Raw genomic sequence first — 13,529 nt, 5'->3', positions numbered from 1 at the left:
CGTTCTCAATCTCGAAGAGGGAAAAACTGCGCCGCATCAGACAGCGAGTGCAATAAGGTGGTGTCTTCTGGTGAACCTACCCACACAGCCATGGCGCTGAAGTTGTCTTGTTGACCCCCCTGCGGTTGGCTGTTTTTGATAATTTGTTGCATCAGGGTCAGCCACTCTTCTGGCGTATTCACCATATGCAATGATTGCTGCATTTGTTCCAGCGTCACGCCATGCCAGAAACCATCCGTACACAGCAAAAAGGCATCCCCATCCTCAATAGGCACCACATCGCTGTAACTGGCATCCCGCTGTTCATCGCCCATGCCTAATGCAAAATAGAGCAGGTTACTGTTAATGCCTTCTGTCTGGTGCCCGGCATCTTTCATTTGCTGAATCAGGCTGTGGTCTGTGGTCACGTGGTAGAGATAGCCCCGACGAAACAGGTAAAGCCGACTGTCGCCTGCATGCGCCCAGTAGGCCAGTTCATAGTCTCTGTCGATAAACAAACTCACCAGCGTGGTGCCCATCCGGCTGTGCTGACTGTTTGCCTTTTGCTGTTGCCGAATGGCGCCATTGGCATAATTCACGTAATCGCGAATGGTTTGCGCATCGAGATGCGCATTGCCATCAAAGGCTTCCATCAGGCTACTGCGTGCAATTTTTGCTGCCACGTCACCGCCGGGAAACCCTGCCACACCATCACACACCACAAAGCAAGCCGAACGCTCGCCGATGCTCTCACCGGTTTGATCCTGATTGCTGGCGCGGTCGCCCTGATTCGACGTGGAAGCAGTAGAGATATTCATGCGTCATCCGTGTGGGTTTGTGAGTCTTTATACTGATTTACTTCCATGTCGTACGCGTGCAAGAAGGCTTCGCCAAACAAGGTATGGAAGTCATCTTCAATTTCACCGGCAGTTTCGCCATAGCGCTGGATGAAATGCTCCCACAGCGCGGCTTTACGGCTGCCGGGTAGTCCAATGCGCGATACGGAACCGTTTTGACGCGCTTCTTCTTCGAGCTGATCGGGGTTAAAGGACTGCAGCATGGAAGCAATAATGGCGCGAATCCCGGCAATCATCCCTAACTGGTGCGCCTGAAGGTCAATCAGTGCGTCACGCACGGCCTGGCGTGGCGGCATAAAACCTGGCATACGGCTGCCAAACATCTGCATCAATACGGTTTTACCTGACGGCAGGAGCTTAAACGGGTTGTTAGCATCATCCAGGATCACGGTCATGTCGGCTTTTACACCGCGTTTTAAAATCGACCGGGAAGACAGCAGTGCCACCGTTCCCTGCGAGAACATGCTGAGCATCTGGCCGAACTGCCGCATCTGCTCACGATCGAACTGCGGTGTCGGTTGCAGATCCTGCAGGCCCATACCTTCCAGCAGTGCATCCAGCAACTCGCCCTTTAAGGCATCACCGCTACTGGCGTTGCCACTCTGCTCGGTCCCACCGCTGTTATTGTGCGAGGCAACCGGATCGATGCGCAGCCGCCCTTTTGGCGTGGGCGAAGGCGTGCGTTGCACCGCCTGCGGTGTTGGCAAGGTAATGCCGCCGTAATCAATCGGACTTTGCGCACCTTCAGGCTGGGCAGGCTGCGGTTGAGGATCGAAAGCGGGATCGTGAGTGACCTGCGTTTCAGTGTGATCAAACAGCGGTGAACTGCTTAAATCAGCCAACTCAACCGGTGCAGTATCCAGGATATCTGGCATCGGCTGGTGATTTTCTTGCGGCTGTAATGGCGCCGCTTGATGGGGCTCTTTCTGCTGCAAGGGTGCAGACTGATGGTTTTCTTTCGGCTGCGATGGCGCAGCCACAGGTTGCGAAACCGGCATATCTGGCTGAGCCAGCGGCACTGCACCGCTCATCATTAACCCCAGCGGATCGTCATGATGACGCGGGTCCGGCGTGGCCTGACTGCCAAACAGATTTAACGGGTCCACGTCCGTGGAGGTTTCCTCTATTTTGGGCTGCCCTTGCGCATTTTGTTTTGCCGACAAGGTGCTGGGCGTGCGGTCATCAAAAATGCTTTCCTGAGCAAACAGTGCATCCTCTTCATCAAACAGGCTGCCTGTCTTAGGTTGTTGACCGATATCTAGCGGTTTATCGCTCATTAACTGAGCCAGCGGATCTTCGGGATTACGGTTTGCCGCTGTAGAGGTTAACGGATTTGCCTCCGGCATTTCTGGCGCAGCACTTTTACGTTTCGATAAATCATCAGAAATTGAAAACTCTTTGGCAAGGCTGTCCCAGATCTCGCTGGGAATGGCAGCCGTGCTGGCAGCCGGCGCCTGTACAGGGACCGCATTGGGTACGGGCTGCGGCTTAGGTGCGGCTGCAGCGGTCAACGGAGGCTGCTGCGATTGCTGCTCGCCATTAAGATCGTTAACCAGCAGGCGATAGTCGTCGATGCCGAGAATGTCTCCGTCCTGCAACTCCACCTGACGTCCACGTTCAAGCGGGATGTCATTCAGCAGCACGCGCGTAACGTTACCGCGGTTGGTCAGGCGACATTCGCCCTCTGCAGTAATATGCACGATAGCCTGCAGGCGAGAAATAGTGCGATCGTCGTCGGGCAATATCAGATTATTATCCACGCCTCGACCAATAGTGCCGCCTGGAGGAAGAAAATCGAAACTGATTTGCGGCGGTTCATGGCCGGGTTTAGCGGTTATTATCGTAAAGCGCATCACGGATTCCTGCGGTTAGCTGTTCGACATCTATATCGCGCGTCTCTCGGGGAGAAAGGCGGGATATAGAAGCGTAGTCAATGGTACGGAAGATAAACGCAACCCTAATGTTGCATATAGCCACCCCGTGAAAATTAATCGTAGGGCATTTCTGATAATTCTTTCGTGCGTAACTCATCAAGCCTGGCGACGCACTCGTTATTAAATACGGTGTGCGCATAACTTCTGCATAAGATGAAATTAAAAAAAGCAGATAAATGAAAGCTACATTCCGAATATTTTACCTCAAACTTCATTACAATTTTTCACTTTTCAAATGGGAGTCAATATTAAACCCTGTCATCTCATGCTCTTTTTTAAATCTTGCCGTGACATTATTTAAGAAAAGGCTCTTTGATAAGCAAAACATTCAATCATGAGACATTAAGATTCTTACTTTAAAAACCAGCAATAAAAATGAAAAGGATGTGGCTCTGCAATACACCCTTTTCATTTATGAATAAATCCTTTTAGCCTTAATGTCATCATGATTGCATGATGTGAGAGTAAAGAAATGATTAATACTTTATTTTGAGGCTTCAACCAGTTCAGAAACCCGACTCTGCATTTTTTCAGAGAGACACGACGCGTCACCGCCACATTCATTGCGCTTTTTGATCCAGTTACTTTGCGCAGAACGAAGCGTGGCGAGCTTGTCTTTGACATCAACATCAATACTTTTTATTTGTTTTACAGCGATGCTATAGGCTTGTGCAACACTCTTATCCCAGCCGGAAAGCTCAACGTTGCTACAAATAGCCTTCTCTGTATCTGATGAGGCTTTCGCACAGTCGAATGAGGGTGCTGGTTTAGGATTAGAGGGCAGTTTTTTTAACAACAAATAAGTTTGTGAATTCCAGTTGGTAAGAAGTTCATTATTGTTTTTCTCAATAATCCAGTTACCAACTTTTTCACCTGAAGGGCCAAACATGCCTGATTTACAGGTGACTTCATAAGCACTTACTGGATCTTTAGCCGATAAAGGTAATCCGTAATCACTTGCAAGATTATTGTTCGACTTTTCATCCTCACCTGCAGTAAGATTAAGCAACTGACCTGCCGTAACAGATTCTTTTTTATTATAAGAAGGTGAATCACACCCCTTCGCCACCAGAATTGATCCAGAAATACCTTTTTTGTCGAAATTTATGATTCGGCCAACTAGATTTGGATCATCACTAATAATATCAGGTCGTGAGGCGTTATTACTGTTCACATAGACGTTTTTAACAACCCACTGCCCATTTATATCGCTTTCTATATTTCCGTTGGCGTGGCAAGACGTCATAACCACTAAACCACCTAAAAGGGTAGATACAAGCAAACCTTTATTATTGTTCATACGTCATAAATCCCTTCCAGATAAAGTTTAACTTCAGAATTACGTCTGTTAACCAGACCTTTAAAGACTTTACCACCGCTATAGATTATTTTTTTAATCATCGCCATTGCATCACCAACATTTCCTTTGTTAATGTCATTGGTCACTTTATTTAAAACACCGCCAGAGTTGTATGCAAACGAAACCAGTGCATCAAACTCATATTGTGTTAAGGGTACTGTAATCCTGTTTTTTATTAATGTTTCATAATGTGGAACAGTCAATCTCAACAAATCAGTTTCTTGCTGCCTTGATAAATCTATAAGATTTTTGTTTTGCACAGCAAAATCGGACGCGTCTTTATGACTTTTAGTTGCTCCCTCAGCCGCTTTAGCAGCAGAAGTTGCATCAATGCCGATAGAAATAAGTTTTTGCTTTATCTCACTTTGTGTTCTTTCAAGCATGTCGTAGCCAGCACCTAAAGTCACACCGCTTTTACCTCCAGGCCAATGCAAGTGATTACTGACGCCGCGCAAAGACTCTAATTTAAAAAGTGCCTGAATCCCACTTTCTGACAGTTTCATTCCGCTAACATACTGCCGTCCCTGAACACCTTTTAACGGAGGCGGAGGAACGGGAGCTACAACTCTTTTTCCTAGTGCTTCCCAGGTTTTTCTTCCAACAATGCCGTCTGCATATAATTTATTATCAGTTTGGAATTTTTTTACGGCTAACTCTGTATTTTTACCAAAAACCTTATCTATTGAGACTTTATAATTTTTCTCTCCAAGCATTTTTTGTAAAACTGCAACAGCATCACCTCGATCGCCTAAGCGTAAGAGCGTCATATCAAAATTCCTTTTGCATGCAATTGAGTTTATTTAAAAAAGCAGCCCCTTTCAGGGCTGCCATATCATTACGCTTCTTTATTCTCTTTGATATTCCAGCCAGCGCTGCTTTCTGCGCCTTTACCGCCAGAAGAGCTCTGCTCCCAGTACTGCTGTTTCACTTTCGCAGCCTGGAATGCATAGGTTACGCCCAGCGTATCATCGTGCTCAGAGCCCACGAACTGTACGTTGGTGACCAGCACGTCTTCCAGGGTGATGCGGGTGTACTCGATTTGCGTACCGCCAGCCTTGCAAACTGAAACTTCAACCTTAGTGACGTGCTTACCACTGGCACAGTTTTTCAACAGCGCAGTGACAGCCTTGTCGATTTTGGCATTAATGTGCAGGTCGTTGAAGTTTACTTTACCAGCACCGCCGCCGCCGCCCACGCTCATATTACCCGGCTGATTAGCGCCCCAGGAGAAAGAGGTAATATCAATCCAGCCGGTATGGTTTGAATCTTTAGATTCACCAGTAATACCGTCTACCTTCAAATACATATCAATAGCCATAATATTTACTCTTCGTTATGGAAAAAGTTGTCGCTTTCGAAAAAGCATCTATATGGCAAAGAGAAAAGCATGGGGCTGAATAAAACAGTCCATATTTTACTTTTGCCTCGACTCGGGAGGTTGCTACAGGCTCTCCGAAGTATCCCACCACAATTAACCGCTATAGCAGGAGATTTTTTTGCTGTATTCGTATTTCAAATTAATGTCATTGTGCAAAAAGCCATGACAATTATGGGGCAACCCGATTATGTTGCGCACTTTGTTTCAAGAAAATTACTCTGCTGGAACAAAGTCAAAAAAAAACGATTAAAGAAGCCCAAATAATTTTCAGCTCGCCAAAGCCGACATTTTTATATTTTAAACACAGGTCGATCATTATACTGATAAATGTATGATGAAAGCTTCCAGCCATTCGCCAAAGGCATCACTTTAGGAAAAGGTTTATTCCGCTTCATCAGCATAATCAAAGTATGAGGGATGACATACATCAGCCATTTTTTTATATACGGCATGTTTTCATGCTTTAGTGCAGTTGCTCGCAAGAAGCACGCTCCGAAGAGCGTGCTTAGCGTTTCAACGATTAGTTTTCGTTCGACTTCAGCGAAGGCAGTTTCGATACCAGACGCAGCGAAACGGTTAACCCTTCCAGCTGGTAATGCGGACGCAGGAAGAATTTCGCGGCGTAATAACCTGGGTTGTCTTCCTGCTCTTCCACATTCACCTCAGCCGCAGCCAGTGGCTTGCGTGATTTGGTTTCCTGAGAAGAGTTAGCCGGGTCACCATCAACATAGTTCATGACCCAGTCATTCAGCCAGCGTTCCATTTCGTCGCGCTCGCGGAACGAACCGATCTTGTCGCGCACAATACACTTCAGATAGTGAGCGAAACGGCAGCAGGCGAACAGATAAGGCAGCCGCGCTGCCAGACGCGCATTGGCGGTAGCGTCAGCATCGTGGTACTCAGCAGGTTTTTGCAGCGACTGGGCGCCGATAAAGGCGGCAAAGTCAGAGTTTTTGCGGTGAACTAACGGCATAAAGCCATTCTTCGCGAGCTCGGCTTCGCGGCGATCGCTGATGGCGATTTCCGTTGGGCATTTCATGTCTACGCCGCCGTCATCGCTTGGGAACGTGTGGCAAGGCAGATCTTCAACCGCCCCACCCGACTCCACGCCGCGAATGGATGTACACCAGCCGTACTCCTTGAAGGAACGGTTGATGTTAGTCGCCATGGCATAAGCCGCGTTGGTCCAGCTGTAGTTGCTGTGGTCGGAACCGTCGGTCTGCTCTTCAAAATCAAAGCTGTCCACGGGGTTGGTGCGAATACCGTAAGGCAAGCGAGACAGGAAGCGCGGCATCACCAGGCCCAGATAGCGCGCGTCTTCAGACTCGCGCAGGCTACGCCAGGCAGCATATTCGGTATTCTGGAAGATTTTGGTCAGATCGCGTGGGTTTGCCAGTTCCTGCCAGGATTCCATCTGCATCACGCTTGGTGCAGTACCGGTGATAAACGGACAGTGTGCTGCAGCACCGATACGCGCCATTTCGCCCAGCAGCTCGACGTCCTGCGGGCTGTGATCGAAATAGTAGTCGCCCACCAGGCAGCCAAAAGGTTCACCACCAAACTGGCCATATTCCTGCTCGTAGATTTTCTTGAACAGCGGGCTCTGATCCCAGCCCACGCCTTTATAGCGTTTCAGGGTGCGGCTCAGTTCCTGCTTGGAGATGCTCATAAAGCGAATCTTGAGCATCTCATCAGTTTCGGTGTTATTCACCAGATAGCTCAGACCACGCCAGGCGCTTTCCAGCTTCTGAAAGTCATCATGATGGATGATCTGGTTAACCTGCTGAGACAGCTTTTCGTCAATCTCAGCGATCAGTGCCTGAATGGTGCGGTAGGCATCGCTGGACATGGTCACGGTGTTTTCCAGCGCCTGCTGCGCCAGGGTTTTTACCGCGCTTTCAACAGCTTCGCGTGCCTGGTCGCTTTTAGGACGAAATTCTTTGTTCAGTAACGCGCTGAATTCATCCTGACTAAAGCTGGCGCCGCCCTGCGATTGTGGTTGTTGAGAAGTCTGGTTCATTACTGCTCCTCCTTACCTTCAGGGGCATCCGTTTGCTTAGGCACGTGTGACAGGGCCTGCAGCAGTGTCGGATCCTGTAAAATCTTGCCGATCAGCTCTTCGGCGCCGTTTTTGCCGTCCATATAGGTCAGCAGGTTGGAGAGCTGGGTACGTGCTTCAAGCAGGCTGTTAAGTGGATCGACTTTGCGGGCAATGGCATCAGGAGAAAAATCGTCCATGCTTTCGAAGGTCAGATCGATGTTCAGTTTGCCGTCACCGTTCAACGTATTGTCTACCTGGAATGCCGCACGTGGCTTCATGGCTTTCATACGCTCATCGAAATTGTCGATGTCGATTTCCATGAATTTACGGTCGTCAACGCTGGCCTGCGGCTCCAGCGGTTTACCGGCTAAATCGGCCAAAACACCCATGATGAATGGCAGCTGAATTTTACGTTCTGCGCCATAGACTTCCACGTCATATTCAATCTGAACGCGTGGCGCGCGATTGCGGGCGATAAATTTCTGCCCACTGGACTTCATTGTTGGCATGGTTCTCTCCATATATAATGCGCGGGTATAGGCTCGCAGGAGGCGCGCAGGTCTCGCTGCGTAAAGGCTTGACTGTTAGCTTAGTCGCGGCGTCCAAAAATGTTTTCTAACTGATGCACACCATCGGGCGCGAGATCGCGAATGATGTCCATAAAATCGAGTTCGATAAGGCGCTGTACCCTGTCAATCATCAGCGGTGCCGGGTGGCTCGGCTCATGCTGACTAAAGTACTGTTTGACTTTTTCCAGCATAAGTTGGGCTTCTGCCCGCGAATTCAGTTGGGCACTGCGCCAGTCGGTAGCCGCACGTGGTGCAGCGACGCTGGGCTGCTGCTCCGTTGCGGGTGCGGATTGCATCGCCGCCGCCAGGGAGTGTAACGATTCCATATCCGTGGCCTGACAGCGCTCATTCAGCATTGCCATGCTGCGTTGCAGCTGGCTCATATCCGGCAAGGCCGTTTCATCCAGCTTTTCAATCACGATGCGGCGAATATTTTGCAAACGCTCGGCAATGTTTTGAATCGCTGCGATGCCCGGTTGTTCCCCTCGTGCCAGTTCGTCATTCAGACGCGGCAGTCCACCCGGATAATCTGGCACCTCTGTTTTACTGCCGTCACACAGCGCCGAAGCATCACGCAGCGTAATACCGTCGGACGCATAGCGCATGAGCCATGACTGACGAACGGCGGCCGTCAGTGCCGACTGATCGCCCAGCACAGCCAGCGCGTTGATGCGGTAAAACGGATCGTGCTCGCCGTCTTCTTCAAGGCGAGGCCAGAGCGGTTCCCAGAACTGCAACATCGCCTGTTCAATCAGTTGCAGGCCCTGTGCATAGCCCGGTAACCCTTTCAGGCGCGTCCAGGCATGTGTCAGGGTCAGCATGACACGCAGGTCTTTGCTGCGGTTCATCAGTTCCAGCGCAAGCTTTTCAACTTTGTTCCAGTCCGCTGGCTCAGCCGGAATAATGGTGTTACCGAACTGCTGTTCGGCTTTTCCCACGCTGGCCTGCTCCATCGCCTGAAAGTCCGCGTCGTACTCCAGGTTTTCACCGCACGGATTATCGTGGCTTACCGGTATCAGCAACGTGTCAATATCAATACTCATCCGCTTCGCCTCAGGATTCAAACATCGGGGGATAAAGTCCGTTTCGTCCCGGCTTTGCACCGCCTGCCGGATCAAACAACAGGGAAAATAACTGCGCGGTTAAGTTTCCACTGTGGACATGGGTATAAAGCGGAAAACCGTCGCTCTGATTCGTCCACCAGAAACTGGTCTGGAACTGCGGATCAAAGCTTTGGGACGGCAGATGCCAGCTCAGTGTTGAATCCTGTTCACCGTTGCCGATCACCCCCAGAATATCTGATGACGCCTCATCCTGCTGAGGCTGCGGCAGTGGAATGCTCAACAGCGCCTGATCGAACTGTTCGGGCGTACCGCCATCCTGAACCGCCCGCAATAAGGTATTTCCCATCTGGTGATACCAGTCGCCTGAACGCGTCAGCAACAAAGGCATCCACTCCGCTGGGGTAAAATAGCGGAGGGCACAGAGGGGATAATGGCGACCCACGCTGTCGCGTGCGGCCGTCAGACAGCCCATTTGAATCAGTTGCGTGCCCAACATCGGTGGTACCACAAAATTCCACACCGGGGCTTTAAGAAAAGCCCGAGAAGGCGCATTTTCGCCTTCAGCACTGGTCTTCCAGTGGTGCAATCCCACCTGAAACCAGTTAGACCACTGGCGCTGCAAGGTATCGGGAAAGCGTCGTTTAACAAAATCACCCGAACTAGGCAGTTTGCCGTACCAGCCAGGTGCTGCGTAATGGGTCATAGTCAGGTCCTGTTTCAGGGACAGCTAAATGCGGGTAGCTGGAAAGGATTACGAATGCTGCCTGGCGTGAATGACAGCGTCACATTATGGCCGTCCACACTAAAGCTGGCTTCGCGAGTCAGTCCACCTACCGACGTCACCCGTGCGCGATCAAAGAAGCGATTAAGCGCCCATGGGCCGCTGGTGGTCAGGGTTGAGGTCGTGCCGTTCGTTAGCCCCAGCTGCATGCGCACCTGACTGGTTCCACCTGGTCCGGGCCAACTCACTAACTGCACTGCCTGTGGTCCATGACTGTAGCGCAAAATCTGTCCATCGACATCCAGCGTCATATTCAGGATATCGTTATCCATCTTCACCGTCCGTAACGTGACGCGGAAGGATGGCGTAGTGGCCCCATTGGCAAAGAAGGCGTCGCGAATCGACTGCGCCTGCTGGAAAGGACGCAGCAAGGCTTCGCCACCTGGCAAGGTTTTGCCATCAATGCCGGGCGTGAAGCGCCATGCCGCGCGCGTGGTGTCCACTTTGCTGGCCAGATTATCGCGGAAGAAGCTGTCCATCAGTCCGGTTCCCGGCGCAAACATGCGCGCCAGGTCATCAGGCGTGACTTCGCTGCGTGCATTCCGGACCAGCGGGTAACGGCCTGCTATCGCCTGACGGCAGAAGCTGCCGACTTCCATGGTGATGCGCTTGCGAACGTTATCCATGTCGCGACGCTGTGCATCGCTGCTGGCGCCCACTGCCATGCCTGACACCATATTTTGCAGTGAACCGGGCAAACGTCCGGCGCTGGCCTGCAAACGGCTAATGGCATCACTCGCCGGCGGTGGCATACCGCTATTCGCGGCATCCTGCACGGCAGTGAGATAGCGATAGAGATCGTCGATCTGCTTAAGAAAATCATCAACGGCCAGGACCTTACTGCCCTGCTGTAACGGCTGTGCCAGCTCGATGACAGGTGCAAAGTGCGCGGTCACCGCCTGCTCAGGCGTTTGCTGCACCACCGCCTGCTCGCCGTTTGCGCGCGGCGAGGTAAACAGTGCCTGCAGCGTTCGTGTGGCGCTGTTATCCGATGACGCGGCCGTATCTTTGGCATTCTTGTCTTCAGGCTGCGCCCGGGTGAGCGTGAGCTGTTTGCTCAGGTTAATCACTAACTGCCGCAGCGGCGAATGATTCCCTGACAGCAGGCGCGCCGTATTAATACGTTGGGTCAAATCGGCGCTGCTGTTGAGTTGAATATCGCTGAGAAACTGCTCCCACTGGCGGATGTAATCCTGAATATAGAGCTGGCGCACCGCAAGGTCGGTTTGTTTGCTGTCTTCATGCGCCGTCTCTGCACCCAGCACCCAGATATCGTCTTTGTAGAGCGCATCCGTGACCGGCGCGATCTGTTTATCCACATGGTTCCAGTAGCCGTCTGGCGTAAAGAGCCCGGAAACACCTTCATTGACAGACTTACCGCTTTTACGGGAAAAAACCAGTTCACTTTGCGGTCCACCCAGCGCGGACAAGGTAACCGGTGACATTGAGCCATCGCGTTCCAGCAGGCGTTTCAGGCGTCCGTAAACGCGCTGTGACAGCGGCATCTGACTAATCAGCGCCTGCTCGCGCTTTACCAGCGCATCATCCTTCGCATAGGGCGAGGACTGAATCTGCGTTTCCAGTAGCTGTTGCAGATGCCACGCCAGCTGTTTCACCTCAGCCTGAGTCACGTCCTGCGGCAATTCACGCGAGATGTTTAACATCATCCACGCCTGAAGAAACTTACCGTCATAGTGTTTTGGCAGGTACAGCATCTGATAAGCCTTGAGCGCCTCATAGCTGTAGTCAGCGTCACTTCCCGTATCATTGCGTAACCAGCGGGTGATATTCTGCGCAACCTGCGGCATCAGCAGCTGTTTCAGCGCCCTTTCGTACAAGGCCTGGGTCGCATCACTGACTTCCGTTCCGCGATATAGCCCCATCCGGCGCGTGAGCGGCGGATGCTCAAGAGAAAAGGAGGCGCTTTCAGGCAGGTGCAGCAGCGTATTGAGGTAAGGCACCAGTGCAAAGAGGTTGCCGTTCACCTCTTTTTGTAACTTGTCACCGAGCTGCTCAACCTGGGGGCTTTTCGCCGCCATCTCCTGCAGGTAGGTTTTGTTTTTGTTATAGCTCACCAGCCACAGTGCACCGGCAATGAGTACGATAACCAGTAACGCCAGATAACCCGACCACAGGCCCACGCGGTTACGTAGCTCCCACCAGCGGTTACTGCCGGCCAGACCGGACTCCTGGAAGATGACATTTTCCAGCACGCCCTTAAGGAAAAAGCTCTGGCCTTTGTTTTGAGGGATCGGCGCGTCTTTATCCACTTTGTCCCAACTGCCCGACTCACTCTGCTGCTGGCCTGGCAGATGCAGGGCGCGCGTCAGTTCACCCATTACGCGGTCAAAGGGTAAGCCTTCCTGCGTACCGCTGGCAAAGTAGATGCCGCGCGGAGCGAACTGCGTTTCGAAATCGGAACGCGCAAACAGAATATCCAGCGCCTCAGCCAACTGAGGGCGCAATGCCGCAAACTCCTGTGGAAACAGGTAGCTTTCGGCACGTGCCTGGGCATCACTTTCCGCCAGCAGCACATCGGCAAGTCCGGCATCCAGGCGCTGCTGCAGCAGCGAATATTCCTGCTGAAACTGGCTGCTGAGTTCAAATTCAGCCGTTGATGCTTTGGCCCACGGAAAGGTAAAACCCCAAATCTGCTCGCGCTGTGCCTTATCCAGGCTGGCAAAATAGCTGCGGAACCCCTTTAACAGGTCGGTTTTGGTGACCAGGACATACACCGGAAAGCGAATACCGAGCCGATCGTGTAACTCCATCAGACGCTGACGCAGCGCCACGGCCTGATTGCGCATGGCCTCGGGCGACTGTGATAACAGGTCTGCCACGCTCAAGGTGACGATGACGCCGTTAACCGGCTGACGGCCACGGTATTTACGCAGGAGGTCGAGAAACTGATGCCATTCGCCGGCATCGCGCTCCTGCTGGCTCTCCTGCGTGGTATAGCGCCCCGCCGTATCCAGCAGCACGGCTTCGTTAGTAAACCACCAGTCACAGTTACGCGTCCCGCCGATCCCACGTAGCGCAGCCTTACCGAACTTGTCCGCCAGTGGGAACTGCAAGCCGGAATTCACCAGAGCGGTGGTTTTACCGGCACCTGGCGCGCCGATGATCATGTACCAGGGCAGTTGATAGAGATATTGATGACTGAAGCGCTGCGCCCAGAAAGGCGCACCTTTGCTGCTCTGCCGCTGGAAGTGTGCTTTTTTCAGCATCTCAGTCGCTTCAGAGAAGCGGCTGGCCAGCACCTGATCTTCACTGGTCAGTCGCTTGCGGTCTTCTTCCGGCGTATCCGATTTGCTGGTTTCCAGGCTGGACATCAGCTTACGGTTGAGCCAGTAGTTATAGACACGCGGAATCGCCTGGCTCAGGCCCCAGACAACATAGAGCAGCGCAATACTGATTACGCGGTTCTGTTCTGACTCCAACGGACGGGAGTCCACAATCGAGAACACCGGGCCAATGACCCAGATAATAAACGAAAGTGCGGTGATACCGACAAAGCCCCAGGCCAGACGGCTGGTCAGTACCGCAAATAGTACATTCAGCATGGA

General features: G+C 51.8%; 11 protein-coding genes. 1 reads left to right on the top strand and 10 read right to left on the bottom strand.

From position 1 onward, the window contains the following. Positions 1 to 5: 5 nt before the first annotated feature. The 5 genes from NXS97_RS21870 to NXS97_RS21850 all read right to left on the bottom strand — a co-directional run bounded on the left by NXS97_RS21870 (position 6) and on the right by NXS97_RS21850 (position 5,448). Positions 6 to 797 (bottom strand): PP2C family serine/threonine-protein phosphatase, encoded by a 792-nt coding sequence (locus NXS97_RS21870; RefSeq protein ID WP_013026239.1) that lies wholly within the window; start codon positions 795 to 797, stop codon positions 6 to 8. Continuing rightward, positions 794 to 2,689 (bottom strand): type VI secretion system-associated FHA domain protein TagH, encoded by a 1,896-nt coding sequence (gene tagH, locus NXS97_RS21865; protein ID WP_116219943.1) that lies wholly within the window; start codon positions 2,687 to 2,689, stop codon positions 794 to 796. The genes NXS97_RS21870 and tagH overlap by 4 nt, the downstream gene beginning before the upstream one ends. 565 nt (positions 2,690 to 3,254) lie before the next feature. After that, positions 3,255 to 4,070 (bottom strand): lysozyme inhibitor LprI family protein, encoded by an 816-nt coding sequence (locus NXS97_RS21860; RefSeq protein ID WP_112900198.1) that lies wholly within the window; start codon positions 4,068 to 4,070, stop codon positions 3,255 to 3,257. Beyond that, positions 4,067 to 4,897: a glycoside hydrolase family protein gene (locus NXS97_RS21855; protein ID WP_116219942.1), complete on the bottom strand. Its 831-nt coding sequence runs from the start codon at positions 4,895 to 4,897 to the stop codon at positions 4,067 to 4,069. Before NXS97_RS21855 ends, NXS97_RS21860 begins: the two co-directional genes overlap by 4 nt. Positions 4,898 to 4,965: 68 nt before the next feature. After that, the gene (locus tag NXS97_RS21850) at positions 4,966 to 5,448 is read right to left on the bottom strand and encodes a type VI secretion system tube protein Hcp (RefSeq protein ID WP_013026243.1); all 483 of its coding nucleotides are present in this window, start codon (positions 5,446 to 5,448) and stop codon (positions 4,966 to 4,968) included. A 27-nt stretch (positions 5,449 to 5,475) separates the two neighbouring features. Between NXS97_RS21850 and NXS97_RS21845 the strand changes: the two genes are divergently transcribed. After that, the gene (locus NXS97_RS21845) at positions 5,476 to 5,772 is read left to right on the top strand and encodes a hypothetical protein (protein ID WP_181837747.1); all 297 of its coding nucleotides are present in this window, start codon (positions 5,476 to 5,478) and stop codon (positions 5,770 to 5,772) included. 256 nt (positions 5,773 to 6,028) lie between these two features. Here NXS97_RS21845 and tssC read toward each other — a convergent pair whose 3' ends face one another. The 5 genes from tssC to tssM all read right to left on the bottom strand — a co-directional run bounded on the left by tssC (position 6,029) and on the right by tssM (position 13,526). After that, positions 6,029 to 7,528: a type VI secretion system contractile sheath large subunit gene (gene tssC / locus NXS97_RS21840; RefSeq protein ID WP_014593986.1), complete on the bottom strand. Its 1,500-nt coding sequence runs from the start codon at positions 7,526 to 7,528 to the stop codon at positions 6,029 to 6,031. Next, positions 7,528 to 8,058 (bottom strand): type VI secretion system contractile sheath small subunit, encoded by a 531-nt coding sequence (tssB, locus tag NXS97_RS21835; RefSeq protein ID WP_014605521.1) that lies wholly within the window; start codon positions 8,056 to 8,058, stop codon positions 7,528 to 7,530. Before tssB ends, tssC begins: the two co-directional genes overlap by 1 nt. 80 nt (positions 8,059 to 8,138) lie before the next feature. Next, a complete protein-coding gene (tssA, locus tag NXS97_RS21830) occupies positions 8,139 to 9,161 on the bottom strand; it encodes a type VI secretion system protein TssA (protein WP_116219941.1) in 1,023 nt (340 codons plus the stop codon). 10 nt (positions 9,162 to 9,171) lie between these two features. Further along, positions 9,172 to 9,885, bottom strand: a complete 714-nt coding sequence (tagF, locus tag NXS97_RS21825; RefSeq protein ID WP_022623340.1) for a type VI secretion system-associated protein TagF — start codon at positions 9,883 to 9,885, stop codon at positions 9,172 to 9,174. 14 nt (positions 9,886 to 9,899) lie between these two features. Next, positions 9,900 to 13,526 (bottom strand): type VI secretion system membrane subunit TssM, encoded by a 3,627-nt coding sequence (gene tssM, locus NXS97_RS21820; RefSeq protein ID WP_116219940.1) that lies wholly within the window; start codon positions 13,524 to 13,526, stop codon positions 9,900 to 9,902. Positions 13,527 to 13,529: the final 3 nt, after the last annotated feature.

It is taken from the genome of Pantoea sp. B623 (genome assembly GCF_024814475.1).
GTDB lineage: Bacteria > Pseudomonadota > Gammaproteobacteria > Enterobacterales > Enterobacteriaceae > Pantoea > Pantoea ananatis.
This window is presented reverse-complemented; position numbering and strand designations above follow the sequence as displayed.